Annotated in this window: 16 protein-coding genes; 11 read left to right on the top strand and 5 right to left on the bottom strand. The window is 28.7% G+C overall.

Annotated features, from left to right (window positions below; all coding sequences use genetic code 11):
* Nucleotides 1–113 precede the first annotated feature (113 nt).
* From spoIVB to CCE28_RS21940, 6 genes are all read left to right on the top strand, one after another.
* The gene (gene spoIVB / locus CCE28_RS00655) at nucleotides 114–1,415 is read left to right on the top strand and encodes a SpoIVB peptidase (protein ID WP_095129945.1); all 1,302 of its coding nucleotides are present in this window, start codon (nucleotides 114–116) and stop codon (nucleotides 1,413–1,415) included.
* A gap of 186 nt (nucleotides 1,416–1,601) precedes the next feature.
* Nucleotides 1,602–2,405, top strand: coding sequence for a sporulation transcription factor Spo0A (gene spo0A, locus CCE28_RS00660; RefSeq protein ID WP_095129947.1), 804 nt, complete (start codon nucleotides 1,602–1,604; stop codon nucleotides 2,403–2,405).
* A gap of 134 nt (nucleotides 2,406–2,539) precedes the next feature.
* A complete protein-coding gene (locus tag CCE28_RS00665; RefSeq protein ID WP_095129949.1) occupies nucleotides 2,540–3,526 on the top strand; it encodes a tyrosine-type recombinase/integrase in 987 nt (328 codons plus the stop codon).
* Complete coding sequence (locus tag CCE28_RS00670; RefSeq protein ID WP_095129951.1) at nucleotides 3,526–4,170, top strand: helix-turn-helix domain-containing protein; 645 nt, start codon at nucleotides 3,526–3,528, stop codon at nucleotides 4,168–4,170. Before CCE28_RS00665 ends, CCE28_RS00670 begins: the two co-directional genes overlap by 1 nt.
* Before the next feature lie 719 nt (nucleotides 4,171–4,889).
* On the top strand, nucleotides 4,890–5,999 hold the full coding sequence (locus tag CCE28_RS00675) for a lamin tail domain-containing protein (protein ID WP_207652824.1): 1,110 nt from the start codon (nucleotides 4,890–4,892) through the stop codon (nucleotides 5,997–5,999).
* Nucleotides 6,000–6,128: 129 nt separating this feature from the next.
* Nucleotides 6,129–6,284: a hypothetical protein gene (locus tag CCE28_RS21940; RefSeq protein WP_176461577.1), complete on the top strand. Its 156-nt coding sequence runs from the start codon at nucleotides 6,129–6,131 to the stop codon at nucleotides 6,282–6,284.
* A gap of 150 nt (nucleotides 6,285–6,434) precedes the next feature.
* Here the strand turns inward: CCE28_RS21940 and CCE28_RS00680 are convergent, their stop codons facing one another.
* Nucleotides 6,435–7,070 (bottom strand): restriction endonuclease, encoded by a 636-nt coding sequence (locus tag CCE28_RS00680; protein ID WP_095129955.1) that lies wholly within the window; start codon nucleotides 7,068–7,070, stop codon nucleotides 6,435–6,437.
* A gap of 410 nt (nucleotides 7,071–7,480) precedes the next feature.
* Here CCE28_RS00680 and CCE28_RS00685 point away from each other — a divergent pair, with 410 nt between their 5' ends.
* The 4 genes from CCE28_RS00685 to CCE28_RS00700 all read left to right on the top strand — a co-directional run bounded on the left by CCE28_RS00685 (nucleotide 7,481) and on the right by CCE28_RS00700 (nucleotide 10,673).
* On the top strand, nucleotides 7,481–8,164 hold the full coding sequence (locus CCE28_RS00685) for a hypothetical protein (RefSeq protein ID WP_095129957.1): 684 nt from the start codon (nucleotides 7,481–7,483) through the stop codon (nucleotides 8,162–8,164).
* Between the two features lie 116 nt (nucleotides 8,165–8,280).
* Nucleotides 8,281–8,487 carry a helix-turn-helix transcriptional regulator gene (locus CCE28_RS00690; RefSeq protein WP_095129959.1) on the top strand — a complete coding sequence of 69 codons (207 nt, stop codon included), beginning with the start codon at nucleotides 8,281–8,283 and terminating at the stop codon, nucleotides 8,485–8,487.
* A 298-nt stretch (nucleotides 8,488–8,785) separates the two neighbouring features.
* The gene (locus CCE28_RS00695) at nucleotides 8,786–10,120 is read left to right on the top strand and encodes an FtsK/SpoIIIE domain-containing protein (protein ID WP_176461578.1); all 1,335 of its coding nucleotides are present in this window, start codon (nucleotides 8,786–8,788) and stop codon (nucleotides 10,118–10,120) included.
* A gap of 1 nt (nucleotide 10,121) precedes the next feature.
* Nucleotides 10,122–10,673 (top strand): hypothetical protein, encoded by a 552-nt coding sequence (locus CCE28_RS00700; RefSeq protein WP_095129963.1) that lies wholly within the window; start codon nucleotides 10,122–10,124, stop codon nucleotides 10,671–10,673.
* Between the two features lie 110 nt (nucleotides 10,674–10,783).
* Here CCE28_RS00700 and CCE28_RS00705 read toward each other — a convergent pair whose 3' ends face one another.
* Nucleotides 10,784–10,981 (bottom strand): recombinase family protein, encoded by a 198-nt coding sequence (locus tag CCE28_RS00705; protein ID WP_095129965.1) that lies wholly within the window; start codon nucleotides 10,979–10,981, stop codon nucleotides 10,784–10,786.
* A 158-nt stretch (nucleotides 10,982–11,139) separates the two neighbouring features.
* Here CCE28_RS00705 and CCE28_RS00710 point away from each other — a divergent pair, with 158 nt between their 5' ends.
* Nucleotides 11,140–13,563 (top strand): P-loop NTPase fold protein, encoded by a 2,424-nt coding sequence (locus tag CCE28_RS00710; protein ID WP_095129967.1) that lies wholly within the window; start codon nucleotides 11,140–11,142, stop codon nucleotides 13,561–13,563.
* Between the two features lie 339 nt (nucleotides 13,564–13,902).
* Here CCE28_RS00710 and CCE28_RS00715 read toward each other — a convergent pair whose 3' ends face one another.
* From CCE28_RS00715 to CCE28_RS00725, 3 genes are all read right to left on the bottom strand, one after another.
* Entirely contained in the window at nucleotides 13,903–14,502 is a 600-nt protein-coding gene (locus CCE28_RS00715; RefSeq protein WP_095129969.1) for a hypothetical protein, read from the bottom strand.
* 140 nt (nucleotides 14,503–14,642) lie between these two features.
* Nucleotides 14,643–15,014: a hypothetical protein gene (locus CCE28_RS00720; protein WP_095129971.1), complete on the bottom strand. Its 372-nt coding sequence runs from the start codon at nucleotides 15,012–15,014 to the stop codon at nucleotides 14,643–14,645.
* 130 nt (nucleotides 15,015–15,144) lie between these two features.
* Nucleotides 15,145–15,642 (bottom strand): ribosomal-processing cysteine protease Prp, encoded by a 498-nt coding sequence (locus tag CCE28_RS00725; protein ID WP_095129973.1) that lies wholly within the window; start codon nucleotides 15,640–15,642, stop codon nucleotides 15,145–15,147.
* Between the last annotated feature and the right edge of the window lie 11 nt (nucleotides 15,643–15,653).

Raw genomic sequence — 15,653 nt, forward strand, 5'->3', positions numbered from 1 at the left:
TGAAGAGTTTTTTTTAGAGAATAATAAGGTGAAAAAAAGGCTAAATTAAACATATATCACAAATCTATTAAACACAATTTAAATGCTTCAAGGGAAAATAGGAGTGATATTATTTGACTAATTATAAAAACAAGCGCTTTTTTTTGCTGTTTTTTATTCTAATAGTCTTTTCCCTATTTGCCTGTTATGATTTAGTTAATGTTTTGACTTTTCCAAACAATGTAAGAGTATTTGAAAATGAAAAACAGCCAATTGATGTTAATTTTCCATTCAAGGTAAGCACCTTACAAGAGGAGAATGAATTTTTAAGAATACAAGAAAATAATTATACTACCACCTATGTAAACCCTATTAAAAAGGGAAAAACTAATTTAGAGTTAAATTTTTTAGGATTAATTCCTATAAAAAAAGTAACTGTAAATATAATGCCTAAACTTAAAGTAATTCCAGGAGGTCAATGTATAGGTGTAAAATTAAATACTAAAGGTGTTTTAGTTGTTGGAACTGAAGACATTAAGGGGATTGATGGGAAAAAATATAATCCTTCCCATGAAGCTGGAATCGCAATAGGTGATACAATTTTAGAAATAAATGGTGAAAAGGTAAAAGATTCTCAACATGTTATAAGTGTAATAAATGAGAATAAAGAAAAATCTTTAAAATTAAAAGTAAAAAGAAAAAATAGAACTTTTAAAACTAGTATTACTCCTGTACAAACCTATGAAGAAAAAGATTATAAAATAGGCTTATGGGTAAGAGACAAAACAGCAGGTGTAGGAACTTTAACCTTTTACGAACCGAACAGTAAAGTCTTTGGCGCATTGGGTCATGCTATAACTGATATTGATACAGGATTATTATTGACAGTAGAAAAAGGAGAAGTAATAAAATCAAAAGTTGCTTCTATAAAGCAAGGTAAGAGAGGAAAACCAGGAGAAATAAAGGGTATATTTTATGATACTAATAGACCAATTGGAAAGTTAGAGTATAATACTAAATTCGGGATATATGGACATTTATATAAGCCTATGGATAATTCCATATATTCAAAGCCCATAGAGGTGGCAGGACAGCATGAAATTAAAGTGGGTAAGGCTACTATACTAACTACTATTGAAAATAGCACAGTAGAAGAATATGACGTGTATATTGAAAAAGTAAGTAAACAAAGAAGTTGTAGCACTAAGGGCATGGTAATAAAAGTAACAGATAAAAGATTATTAAAGAGAACTGGTGGTATAGTTCAAGGGATGAGCGGTAGTCCTATCATCCAAAATGGAAAATTAGTAGGAGCTATTACCCATGTATTTGTAAATGATCCTACTAAAGGATATGGAATATTTATTGAATGGATGATAGATAAAGCTCAAATTCAACAATATGAAAGTAAATTAGCAAGAAGAGGATGTCCTTAGGACATCCTTTTCTGACTATTTATGGTAGTTTTCCTAAATATATAAATAATAAAATAAAAGTTTGTATTAAAAAAACAATAATATTTTTAAAATTAGAAGGAAATCCCTTTCATTTGTCGAATTTCTTTTTTAGGACTTAATTAGAGTCGATTAGTTTACATAGTCAAATGATAGGGGGATAATTCAGTGGATACAGTGAAAGTTTTAATCGCAGATGATAATAAAGATTTTTGTGATATTTTATGTGAATATTTAGGAAAGCAAGATGACTTAGAAATTATAGGTATTGCTAAAGATGGTTTAGAGGCTATTGACTTAGTTGCAAAAAACCCACCAGATGTTTTAGTATTAGACATTATAATGCCACATTTAGATGGTTTAGCTGTACTAGAAAAGTTAGCAGGTATGAATTTAAGTAAAACGCCTAAAATAATAGTGTTATCTGCAGTTGGACAGGACAAAATTACTCAAAGGGCAATTGCTTTAGGAGCAGATTATTATGTTGTAAAACCATTTGATTTTGAAATTTTCATTAGAAGAATTCGTCAGTTAATGGGAGCTGCTACTATACCTGTTGAAAGAAAATCTGATTATAGAGATTTATTAATAAATACTAATACAAGACCACATAAGGTTCAAAGTTTAGAAGCAGAAATAACTAATATTATACATGAAATTGGTGTTCCTGCTCATATTAAGGGATATCTATACTTAAGAGAAGCAATTTCAATGGTAGTTGAAAATATTGAAATGTTAAGCGCTGTTACTAAGGAATTATATCCATCTATAGCTAAGAAATTTAACACTACTCCAAGTAAAGTTGAAAGAGCTATAAGACATGCTATTGAAGTAGCATGGAGCAGAGGAAAAATAGATACTATAAACAATCTATTTGGATACACAGTACATAATGATAAGGGTAAGCCTACTAATAGTGAATTTATAGCTATGGTAGCAGATAAATTAAGAATAGAAAGAACTGCAGTTTAACCAGTAGCAGCAAGGGTTTGAAGTCGGTTCGCTTTTTATCCAAAGTGCTGTACTGCTAAAAAAAGTGTATAACTTTTAGAATTTACACCGATAGACTTTCTTCATTTATGCGTAAATGAAGGAGGTCTATTTTTATGCAAAAAATGGAATTAATGATTGATGAATTTATGATTTATTGTGAGTCAAAAAATTTATCTAGGAAAACTATGGCAAGTTATGAGCAAACTTTGAGATTATTTTCTAAATATTTAATAGAAGAAAAAAATATCATAGATGTAAAAAAAGTTACTGAAAAAATACTAAGAGAATATATTAATTATCTCAAAGAGAGAGGTAAATATACTGTAGTTTCAAACAAACATACTGTTTTACAAAATAAACCTAACAATCGAACAGACTATTCGAAAAAAGTTTCTATTACTACAGTTAATAATTATATTAGAAATATTAAAGTATTTTTTAATTTTTTAAAAGAGCAAACATATATCAAGAAAGATATAGTTAAAAATATAAAAGCATTAAGGAATGAAAGAAAGCCTAAAGAATATGTCTCTGATGAGCAATTTTCAAATATGCTAAGACATATTGATACAACAAAGTTCCATGAGTACAGAGATTATGTAATTATTAATCTACTATTAGATACAGGAATGAGAATAGGAGAGTGTCTAAATATAAAAAATAAAGATCTTGATATTAACCATAGAAGTATATATTTACCTGCAGAAAATACTAAATATAATAAAGGACGATATGTGTACTATAGTCAAATTATGCAGAGAGATCTCAGAAGGTGGTTACAATATAAAGATAGATATGTAAATTCAGAATATTTATTTTGCACAAAAAAAAGCACTCCACTCTTGGTCCGAACCTTTGAGAAAAAAATAAAAGATTACGGTAATAGAGTTGGAATAAACATTCATCCACATCAAATTAGAAATAATTTTGCGAAAAGATTCCTGATGGCAGGTGGAAATATATATACATTATCAAAAATTCTAGGTCATAGTAGTGTAAAGGTTACGGAAAAAGCATATTTAGACCTCACAGATGCAGATATTAGAAAAAACTATCAGCAATTTAGTCCTCTAGTAACCATGAGAGGGGGTAGAAAGTAATGTATGCATCTATAGATCATCAGATCTTAAATAGACTCCACGGTCTTGAAATTTCTACCTACATGACTATTAAAAAGTTTGCTAATTTCACTACCATGAAAGCCCAAGTAGGAATTAGAAGAATTTCCGAGGAGATGGGTGTATCCAAGAACACTGTACTCAAATATATTAATAGATTAATAGATAAGAAGGTGCTTATTAAGCACACTTCTTACAATCCTACTAAGAAGGAATATGATACTAATACATATATTTTTGTGGGGGTGGTTCAAAAAGAAAAAAAGAGTAGTGCAAAGAGTGAAACAAAAACAAAAAAGAATGAAATGATTGTTTTGGATATAAGAAAAGAATTGGAAGAGCTATATAACAAAGATATAGTAAATAAGGCTCTAGTAGCCTTGAGGAAGGCTTTAGACAACAATAATACTATAATAGACATCAAAGCATATTTAAGCAAAATTTGCTCAAATATTAAGCTACAAATAGACTTATGTAAAACTAGAGAGAAGAAAAAAGAATCACAAAAAAGTAAAAAGTCTGTTACGCCACATAACAGACCTTTTAATAAGTTTCATAACTTTAAACAACGTACAGATTCTATGTCCAGTGAAGAACTAGAAAAATTAGTACGTAAAAAACGATAATTTAATTAAAACTTAATAAAAATATTTTCAGACATGTGTTCATTTTCAAAATAAATTGAATAGATGTCTAAAAGTATTTATTAAATTAATTCTATAGTATCTATAATTCTTTGTAAACCCCTACCAAGCCAAATAGTAAAAACAAACTTACGATTAAAGTAAAAAAACTTATTCCCAGTATTATAATTACTAAATTAGACATATACACAACATTCATAATAATTAATCCTTTTCCTTTTTTGTTAGTATTAGCCAAACCAATGTAATATATTCCCACAGTATTTATTACTCAAAATTGCTATAATTAAGAAAAGATGGAATCATAGATTAAATATAAAGGGGAATACACATGGATCAAAAAAGAAAAAGAGAATATATAGTTAATAGAACTAAATATGAGGTTACATTTAACTATTAACCTACTGCAACAGAAGAAGATTTTTATAAAATATTAGAAACTATAGTTTTTGATAAACTTAGAAAAGACATGATAATAGATTAGTGTGTGTGATTTAATTCTCATGCCCTTATTTTTTTCTTTTTGGAGAAATTACATACTATGTATTATTTAAATATACAACACCTTTATAGCTTCAATCATAAGAGTAAATTTATTAATAACAAACATATTGGCATTTGTAATTATTGGAATTATAATATAAACTTAAGTGGATTCTAAATAAGAAAAATAAAGAGATAAAAAATCTTTTTTCAATTATATGAAATTAGATGATAAGGAGAGTATGAGGATGATAAATGCAGAAAGAGTCTTTAAATTTAAAAAAATCAAAAAATTAACCGCGGTTTTATGCATTGTATTAATATCAACATTTATAGTTGCAGGATGCGGCAATAATAAAATTGAAAGCACAAAAGCAGTTTTAAAATCAAATGAGGTTGCCAAAACTATTACTTCAGATAAAGAACAAGTAAAAAGGGAAGAAGTATTGATAACAGAAGATTTACTTGAAGGAAATAAATTAATTGAAGTTGATGGTGGAAATCAATCAGGATATAGAGAGCCTAACGTTGTTGTAGATATAGGATATGGTGATAGAGAATATTATGCTTACACGAATGAATATGGTCAATTAGTTAAAGTGATAGCGAGGAAAATTACTTTACAAGATGAATCTACTGAACCTGTTCTATCAACTGGAAGATATTACAGAGACGAAGCTAAAGTTCCTGGGGTTGAAAGTACAACTTTAGACGAAGGTCATGTAATAGCTGATTCTCTTGGAGGAGTATCAAATGCATACAACATAACTCCTCAAAATAGTACCCTTAATAGACATGGAGATCAAGCATATATGGAAAAAGCCATTAGAGATGCAGATGGTTGTACAGATTTTTTTGCTGTAATAACTTACCCAAATACAAATACTCAGATACCAAGTCATTATAGTTACACATACACAATTAATGGAAATGTTGTACAAGACGAATTTGACAATGTGAATCCAGATGAAGTCAATGCAAAATTAGAAACAAATATACCAACTGAGAGCCAAACAACTACGATGAGCAAAGAATTAATGATTACTGAGCTGGATAAAAAAGCTGAATATATTGTAATTACAAATTCAGGAGGTAAGTCAGTAGATCTTACAGGATGGAAGATTATATCAGTAAGAGGTAGTCAGTCGTTTACATTCCCGAAATTCACTTTAGATTCAAATTCATCTGTAAAGGTTGGCGACTCTGCAAAAAATTCAGATGTAGAATTCCATTGGCTTGATGGTGAAGGTAATTGGAACAATAGCAAAAGTGACCCAGCAGAACTTTATAATCCTAAAGGTAAACTTGTTGATAGATTCGATGATTAATAGATTAAGTGAAAAGAAAATCTGAACTTGTAATTCATAACACAATAATTAACACTGAACAAGGGGATAATTCTCTTGTTCTTTTTATGTTATAATATTTAATTATAAATATATTTAAGGGGTTATTATATGGACATAAAAAATATAATAGTACAAATTATAGAAGAATATGATAGCAAAGGACATATCACAAACAAAGATAATTTGACAACCGAAGAAAAAGAAATGATTTTGAGAGATATTCAAAAGCATATAGATAAATATAACCAAAGAGAAAATAATTAATTTGAGGTGAGGAATAGATTATGCAAAGAAACATATCTTTACCAAACTAATTAGTTGTAAAGTTCGTAATAACGACTATAGATATATTTCAGATAGGAGAAAATTAAAAATGGTTAATAATAAAGTAAGCTGTACATAGGTGAGTACAGCTTACTTTCTTTTTGGTAAATTAATATGAAAATTTTTCACTAAATCTACAAATGGTATTGGCTTAGATATACCAAACTCCTCAGAGATAATTTCCTCATATCTCTTACACAATGTTTTTCCGTCAATTAATTCAATTTGATATTCCTTTGGAAGCTTTTCTATGTATTCTAATGCATTTTTATTAAATGAACTTGTGGTAATTATTATTCCTTTGTGAACTCCATCACCAACCATAGCACCGACTAGTTTTTGCACAATTTCTCTACCAACATTAACAGCGCTGACGTTTTCTCCATTATAATTAAGTAATTCAGCTAATTCTTGGTACATAAACTTTTTGCATTCTACATATATTTTCTGACCGTTATTTTTACAAACTATATCTTTTCCACCATCTGATGTTATAGATGTTACAAAAACTTCTTCATATCCTATTTTCCTTAAAAATAGAGCAGTCCATTCCTCAAATTCTCTTGCTGTAAGATTATATAAGTTTCTTCTGGAGTGAATTCCATATAAAAACTTTTTAATTTCGATATTTGCCAACTCTATTGATCTGAAATACTTATAAACTACATTTGTAATGTTTATTATAACAACTCCAAAGATTATTGCCATTGCAACATTTATACTCATAATATCACCTCATATGTATTCTATCCATATGCATTATGAGTTTATACAAAGTTGTTTTATATTAATGAATTTATTTTTATACAAACAAAAGGACAGCTAAATTTTGTAAAACATCCCTATTTCCGGACTTCTATCTAGTCCGAACTTTGGGGTTCAGTAAATTTTTACCTGTTCTATATTGGAAGTTCACTAAATATATAATGCAACTCTTGCAACCATCTATCCTAAAGAATAATAAAGCAAAAGGAGAAAGAATTATTCATGTGAACATAAGAGCTTTAAATTTAATCTTTTATAGAAATGTAAAAATGCTTTTTCGTAAAACTGTGTAAAATATGAGAAAAAAATAGTTGACTATTACATGTAGTTATGGTAATATATTCCTATAAAATGGTGTAGGAGGAATTAAAGTGAAGCTGGCAGAGCATATAGAATCAACAATTGAGAAAAAAGGAATTAAAAAAACTTGGCTCACAGATGAAATGGGTGTTAATTATAAAACTTTTTATAATAGAATAAAAAATAATGCATTAACCGCGGAAGATTTGTTGAAATTAAGAAATATTATAGGAATTGACCTACATCAATTAGCGGATAGAATGAAGGGGGAATTCAAAGTGAGAAAATTAAAATTTACAGATAGTCAGAGAACAGAAATGACAAATGCAGCTATTAGAATGTTAGGCGGATTTGATAATTTTATTGTGTATGATGAAGAGAAGAGTAGGATTAGATTTTGGGATAAAGAATTTGAATGTTTACCAGGATGGAGCAAAAATGAAACAATACCGGCAACTCATTATGAAATAAAAATGGGAAAAGATAACATCAGAGTGGCATTAATAGCTTTTGATGTAGTAAAGGAAGATAAAGATATTGAAAAAATGATGAATACAATTGAAGAAAATACAGATATTTTTGTTAAATACAAGAGTGGGAGAGGAGAAAAAAGTACTACTCTCATTTCTGACAATTGGGATGCAGAAAAAGATCTCTTAGAAGCAGAGTCTATCGGAGAAGAAATAAAAAATAGAATTAAGAAATTCATAACAGATCATAATGATGATGCGGTAAAGGTTTTTTCAGATAATTAACATCAGAATGATATAGAGTAAATAAAACTAATATTTGATTTAGAAGGATTAGAGGAATTACAATATATGCGTCTAATACATAATATGTACGAAAGAAAAGAGTAAGAGGGGATATTATGGGCGTAGGGAATAAATTAAAAGAAATCCGACTAAAGGAATATATGCTAGATAATAAAAGTGAGTTTGCCAAGATACTAGATGTTAGTATTCAAACTTATACAAAATGGGAAAATGGAAATACAGTACCACCTATAGAGAGAGCATTAAAGATAAGTGAAAAATTAAATAGAACAATTAACGACATATGGTACTTAGAAAAATAAGTATCATTTTTTTATGCATACATTATCATGTCATGATAAAAAACTATATGGTACAGGCAATTTTTATCATATCACTTCATACAATAAACTATAAATTAGACTATCAGTTACCTTGTAAGCTACCCATAAGTACGCAACTTACACTAATATGTGTATATTACTACGTTAGACCATATTTTCGACGTAGTATAGGAGGAACGACGAACGAATGTGGAGGAGTAACGAGTGACAGCCGAGGACACAACAATAGACCGCCCAGTCAACAGGATAGTAGATAGTCATGTGTGAGGTGAGTTGTATGGGAAGAACCAAAAATATGTTTGATTTAATTCAAGGTACCACAAATGAAAAGGATAAATTTAAAAATTCACTTTTGACAACTGGACTTAGTTCTATTTCCCTAGCTTTTCTATTTAAAGCCCTAGGAACTTTACCTTTGGGAGTTAACACGATACCCTATCAAATTGCCCTTATGATTGGTGGAGCAACAAGCATAGGAACACATTATTACCACACAGATAAGAAATGGGATACTTTATTCAATAACTGTAACTTGAAAAAAGGTGAAATGCTACCACAGCTCAGAGAGAAAAAGAAAACTAAGTATGGTTATTGTCTTAGATTTTCATTACCATTAGGTCTAAGTGAAAATGACTTCCAAAAGAATAAGAAAGCCATAGAACAGTATTTGGATAGAAGGGTTAACATCAAATACAAACATAAAAATATTATTATAGAAGTGATAGAAAAGGAACTGGAAAGTTTTGATTATGAGGTCGTTAAATGTGACGGCAATATTGAGTTTCCAGTAGGCTACAAATACAACAATAAAATTGTCAAAGTGGATTTAAGTTATGGTAGCCCTCATATGTTAATCGCTGGAGAGACAGGATCAGGAAAGAGTACAACATTAAGAGGTATACTTACAAATTTAATGCTTACAAAGAATAGAAGTCAACTTAAATTACACCTCATAGACCTAAAAAATGGAGCAGAATTCAATATATTTAAAAATTGTAAATTAGTAGATAGTTTTAGTAGAAATAAGACACAATCATACAAGGTTCTAGAGAAAATGAGTGCCGAAGTATATCGGAGATATGATTTGTTTTTTCAGAATAATGTTGTTGATATTAAGGAATATAATCAAAAATTCAAGAAAAAAAGGCTGGATTATCAAGTAATTATCATTGATGAATTTGCAGACTTATCAGGTGAAAAAGATAGTATAGAAATATTAATTTCACTAGCACAAAAGGCAAGGGCGTGTGGCATTCATCTTATCGTAGCCACTCAAAGACCTTCGGCTACAATTATCACAGGAGATTTAAAAGCTAATATTCCAGTCGTGTTAGGGCTAAAAACTATGAACGAAGTAAATTCACGTATCATAATAGATCACTCAGGATTGGAAAGTCTCAAGGGTAAAGGTCATGGAATACTTAGATATAATGGTCAAGAAATCGAATTACAATCTATGTATTTAGGTGCACAGAAGGCTAGAAATTTGATTAAGCATACTTACAGGAAAGAGAATAAGGGGATAGATAAAAACTTTGTTAGAACGGTAAATAAAAGGGATATAGGTGAAGTAGAAAGTTTTGAATTCTTTAGCCAACTAGGAGGTAAGTAAAATGATTACTAATAGAGATATAGAAGTAATTAATTTTATAGAAAAATTTAAATGTGCCAAAACATCTACTATAGCTAAATTATTTTACCCATCACTATTAGTAGCTCAAAAACGACTAAAAAAACTCTATGAATACAAAGAACTGCAACGATATAGGCATAATATAGCTAACGAATATGTGTATTACATTAAAAGACCCAAACAGATGAAACACAGATTATTATTAACAGATTTCTATGCCGAATTATCCCAAATTGTAGAAATAAAAGCATTTGAAAATGAAGTTATACTAGGGAACATTAGACCAGATGGGCTTGTAGGATATGTAGTTAATAATAAGAAGTATATTGCCTGTGTAGAAGTTCAAATAAGCAATCAGAAGCTCAATATAGATAAATATAAGAAATTTTACAATACAGAAGAATATAAGAAATATTTTCCTACTATCCCTTTAATTGTAGCAGTTACTAATAAGAGAATAGAAGAAGTCAATGAGTTCAAAATAATACAAGTGAGAGAAGATCTGAAAGAAATAGAAAGAGTAGTATTATAAATATATGAGTGGTGATGTATTATGTTGAATGATTAGCAAAATAGGCTAATTTTAATGGAGCTTATTGGGAAAGACAATGTGGATAAATATTTTAAAACTGTACAAATTATTCACTCTTTCATATGTTGCATCATTCTTTCAAATGCAGGTCTTTCTAGTGTCTTTCCAGAGTAATAATAATCTTCATTTACAATATAATTCCACCCGCGTAATTTATATAAGGCTACTCCACGACTTATCTGATTTTCAGTAGATTCTCCCTTGTCAGTAGCCTTAGATTTTCTAGCGTACACTGCTGCTGTTTCCATCCTGTGTCTCCCTTCTTATAGTTTTAACTACAAACATGCGTTCGGTAATATTACACCATAATTTCACATATCTACAAACTAGAGACAAAATTCGACAGACAAAAGATTTCTGTTTGTCTAAAATAATAATATGTATAAATAGAAAGGGGTCTATAATAATGGCATTCAATCCAGGATTAAAACCAGGAGATATAATAGATAATAGTAAATTAACAGATATATTCAAATGTGCTCCTCAAGGTGGAATGAGAAGATCGCATACTACAAACACTCTTACTCTTATTTCAGATAATACCAAACCACTATACAATGCCGAGTGGCGTGATGGAATATTACACTATACAGGTATGGGGCAAAATGGAGACCAAGATATAAATGGAGCTCAAAATAAAACTTTAAATGAATCAAATAGTAATGGAGTAGATGTATATTTATTTGAGGTATTCAAGAAGAGAGAATATACATATGTGGGGCAAGTCGAATTAGCAGGAAATCCATATCGAGATGAACAAATAGATATCAACAATAATTTAAGAAAGGTTTGGGTGTTTCCATTAAAAAAAGTAGATGATGCACTAATTCGACAATGCAATATAAATTCTGATTCAATTGAAGCAGAAGACAGGTTGGAATTTGAAAGAGATGCTAAAGCGTTAGCCTTAATTATTGCTTCGAAAAAAATAAGCCCACCATTAGCAGTTGCAATTAACGGCAACTGGGGTTCTGGCAAAAGCTTCCTTATGGATAAGGTTAAAAAGTACGTTAATATTTATGGAGGAAGAAAAGGGTTTTGTTCAGATCTTTTACCCATTCATTTTAATGCATGGGAATATTCAGATACAGATATATATGCAAGTTTATCTAATAAAATAATAAATGAAATTAACAATGCGATAAATAAAGTTAATATGGGTTCAGAGGAGCTAGTTATTGAAGAAGCTGAATCTAAATTACTTGCAAAGCTATATTCCGTAAAACGTTATCTAGAAGATACGGAAATGGAAAAGAAAAAGTTAGAAATGGAAAAAGAGAGATTAGAACAAAGTAAAAAAGATATAAAGAATAAGATTATAAAAGAAACTATAAAAGATGGAATAGAAAAAACTAAAAGAAGTGCCGGAAATTATAATATTCGTGAATATCAAGATATTATAGAAAGATTTGATAATATAGGAAATGATATAAATGTAATGAAAGGGTACATAGAAGAAGGAAATACGTTGTTATTCAAATTAAAAGCTATTCTTTCGTCTGTGAAAAAATTATCATGGAAAAAAACTAGTATATACATTTTATGCACTATAACTTTGGGGGGGATTATATATATATATTACGATAAAGTGAAGTTTGCTTCTTTAATAACAGGGATCGGTACAGTATTATCAATTGTAGTTAACTTTGTAAGAAATAAAGATAAAATTGCTTGGTTCAAAGTAACAAAAAAGTTAATAAATGAACTCTATGATGTAAAAGAGAAATATGAAGGAAAAGAAAGAGAGATAGAACCAGAAATAAACAACAGAAATAAAAAAATTATAGAAGCTAGCGATGAAATCGAAGAGCTTAAGAAAGAAATTGAAGAAATTAAAAAAGGTAAGTATTTTAATCATTACTTGGAAAAAAGGTTAAATGAAGGGACATACGTAAAAGAATTGGGAATAATAAACATTATAAAGAAAGATTTCGAACTTATACGCACCTATATAGAAAATGAAAGTACAGGATTAGATAGAGTCGTTTTATATATAGATGATTTAGATAGATGTTCACCCTCTAAAGTAAAAGAAGTATTACAAGCAATACATCTGTTTTTGTCGGATAAACTATTTATTGTAGTTGCAGCGATTGATATCAGATGGATCTCGAAATGTCTTACTATGGAATACAAAAATTTAATTGCAGATGAAAACGGTGTAAATCAACAACAAATAGCAAGTGTGAGTAATTACTTAGATAAAATTTTTCAATTATCAATTAAAGTGCCAAGTCCTAATAAAAACCAAATTAAAAGTTATCTTAAAGAACTTATTAAACATGATATTGAAATAGAAAGTGATAGTAATCATATTGATGAAATAGAATATGAAAGTATAAATTATGGTATGGCTGAAGTCGCTAGCACCATAGATGTTAGAGCTTCAGATGATATAACCATAGAAAGTATCATTATAAATGAAAATGAAATAAAGTTTATAGAAGATGCAATTATCGATTTACTAGGACATAACCCAAGAACTATTAAAAAATTTATAAATACATACCGATTAGTGAAAGCATCTAATAATATTGAGCTATCAACAAATGAAGTGTTATTTTTACTTTCAATTAATATTACTAACCCATACAACGCTGAAAGTATAAATGATTTGATTAATTCTGCAAAAGATATACATGAGTTTTATGAAAGCATAGAAGAATTAATTGATGAAGAAGTTACAACAAAACTGAATGATGAAAAGAAAGAAATGATTATTAAAGTAAATGAAGCAATTGATGTAATTAAGGAAAAAGGTTATATAATGGATTTAAAATACCTTCAAGAACATTTGTATACAGCGCAACGATTTATTTTAAAATTGTAATATGTAATATTAACGAATTATGTATAGACTGTAAAAAAGCAGCAGTATTAAACTGCTGTTTTTGATTATTTTTTAAAGCACTATTCCTTCCATTTACCATTTCCTTTTTCATCCACTGTATTTGGAGTAGGTAATAATTCTATAAATCTTGCTAGTACAACAAATGTCGTAAATAAACCCATAAGTGATTGAAAGCAGAGTATGTGGATACCAATTAATATCTTGTAATTTAAAGGCGTTGATCCAAAATCTGAATATTTGTAATGATATACAGCTTGTTTACGACATCGGAATTCACCTTATTTTCTGTGATGTTGTAAAACGTGTTGGGCGTAGTTTTTAATCTCGTTCTTCTGAATAAAGATACAAATACCTATAAAAAATTTTGATACTCATTCTGGCTAAAACTTCAAGAATTATAATGGAAAGTACTACCATAAAAGATATTTCGTGAAATTGAATGTCTGAACTATGTACTATTTTTTTCAATGGTGTAATATATTCTAGAAATTTATCGCCATCCAAGATATATAGAATGCCTGAAAATAAAACTACCCATTGCGATAAAATTAAAAATCTAATCTTTGCTCCATAAAAACCTCTTCGTATAGTATCTAGTCTCATTCTCATATCTTCATCATAAGAATTTGTCTTATCACAATATGCTTCCATCCCCAGCAACAGTAAACATATTATAATTCCAAATATAAATACTACTGAAGCTAAGAATAAAAATGATGCAAATAGTAAGTCAGCTATACTTACGATCAAGTTAATAAAATCATGATTAACAATACTTAAAATTGTTTGAAATTTACTTGGAAATACAGTTTTGAAAAAAATCCCCACAATAGCCACTATACTAATAACTTCTATAGATTGCAATGCATCCTTTACATCTTTATACAAATTTTTCAATTCATCTGATGAACTGATCATAAGTGCTCCTCCTTTTCTTGAAATAATCGTTTTTAGTAATAATTTTTTTAAAGAAAACTGTGACTAACTTTATAAATTTACGAAATTAATGTCGCGAATCATTACTGTAAAATATAATATTATAGTTTATTAGAATTTCTTTAAACTCTAGTAGCTTTTTCGTCAAGATAGCTTCTTACATCTTTTGAAAATATTAATAAAGTTGCTGATACAGAGTGTACTATTAATAGTAACAACATAAGAGGATGTAATAACAAGGATGTGTTATAACTTAATAAAATACTAATAACTGAATAAATTAACAATCCAGCAAATAGATTTTTTACCCATCTTTTACCTGTATAGATATAATACATAAAGGTAGATGTAACTAAGAATCTTATAATACCATGTGGTAGTCTATGTAAACCAAATTTAAAAGTTACGAGTGCCGTCATTGTTGCATCTAATAATAATGATGCACAAATTATTGAAATTAATATTATTTTGCCTCGTTTAACATTAGGTTCCATTTTTTATGCCTCCATAATTTAGATTAAATTATTAATGTATTTATTGGAATAGATCTTGTTAGTTATTTTAATGCAACATATCATGTAAAAATCATTTACATAGAATGTAGGATATTCTACTCTAATATTATTATTCTTTAATTTTTACCACAGTTATGAATTCTGAACCATAACTAACTTGAATTGAATATAGCCCTAGTACTGCTGAATTTAACAATACGTTTGCTTCTTGACTTCCATCATTATTTTTCATGTTAGGTAAGATACATTTTAAATATTCTACATCTACTTTTTCTTCTAGTTTATCATCAGTAAATACTTTTATAGAATTTAAAGTGTTCTGAGCGATTGTAGAGATTCCTGAAGCAACAATATCTTCTCCATATTCAGCATAGCCTGTAGAACCAGTTATCTCATAACCATAGATGACATTTTCATTATTAACATATACTTTTACAATAACTCCTTCATATTTTTCACCATTATATTCAGGTAATTCTTTAAGAATAATTTCTGCATTTGAAAACTGTTTTGTATCTTGAACTTTTGAATCACTTTGAGCACATCCTACAATAATAGATGAAATGACAATAATAAAAATAATTGCAAATTTTAAACTTTTTTTCATAATTATAAATC

Source organism: Anaeromicrobium sediminis (genome assembly GCF_002270055.1).
In the GTDB taxonomy this organism is placed as follows: domain Bacteria; phylum Bacillota; class Clostridia; order Peptostreptococcales; family Thermotaleaceae; genus Anaeromicrobium; species Anaeromicrobium sediminis.

What these genes read in the sequence shown, in the direction of transcription:
- CCE28_RS00705 (WP_095129965.1), bottom strand. Translation starts at nt 10,981, where the DNA reads ATGGAAACAGCAGCAGTGTACGCTAGAAAATCTAAGGCTACTGACAAG.
- CCE28_RS00725 (WP_095129973.1), bottom strand. Translation starts at nt 15,642, where the DNA reads ATGAAAAAAAGTTTAAAATTTGCAATTATTTTTATTATTGTCATTTCA.
- CCE28_RS21940 (WP_176461577.1), top strand. Translation starts at nt 6,129, where the DNA reads ATGGACATAAAAAATATAATAGTACAAATTATAGAAGAATATGATAGC.
- CCE28_RS00700 (WP_095129963.1), top strand. Translation starts at nt 10,122, where the DNA reads ATGATTACTAATAGAGATATAGAAGTAATTAATTTTATAGAAAAATTT.
- CCE28_RS00695 (WP_176461578.1), top strand. Translation starts at nt 8,786, where the DNA reads ATGGGAAGAACCAAAAATATGTTTGATTTAATTCAAGGTACCACAAAT.
- CCE28_RS00675 (WP_207652824.1), top strand. Translation starts at nt 4,890, where the DNA reads ATGAAATTAGATGATAAGGAGAGTATGAGGATGATAAATGCAGAAAGA.
- CCE28_RS00670 (WP_095129951.1), top strand. Translation starts at nt 3,526, where the DNA reads ATGTATGCATCTATAGATCATCAGATCTTAAATAGACTCCACGGTCTT.
- CCE28_RS00715 (WP_095129969.1), bottom strand. Translation starts at nt 14,502, where the DNA reads ATGATCAGTTCATCAGATGAATTGAAAAATTTGTATAAAGATGTAAAG.
- CCE28_RS00690 (WP_095129959.1), top strand. Translation starts at nt 8,281, where the DNA reads ATGGGCGTAGGGAATAAATTAAAAGAAATCCGACTAAAGGAATATATG.
- CCE28_RS00680 (WP_095129955.1), bottom strand. Translation starts at nt 7,070, where the DNA reads ATGAGTATAAATGTTGCAATGGCAATAATCTTTGGAGTTGTTATAATA.
- CCE28_RS00710 (WP_095129967.1), top strand. Translation starts at nt 11,140, where the DNA reads ATGGCATTCAATCCAGGATTAAAACCAGGAGATATAATAGATAATAGT.
- CCE28_RS00720 (WP_095129971.1), bottom strand. Translation starts at nt 15,014, where the DNA reads ATGGAACCTAATGTTAAACGAGGCAAAATAATATTAATTTCAATAATT.
- CCE28_RS00665 (WP_095129949.1), top strand. Translation starts at nt 2,540, where the DNA reads ATGCAAAAAATGGAATTAATGATTGATGAATTTATGATTTATTGTGAG.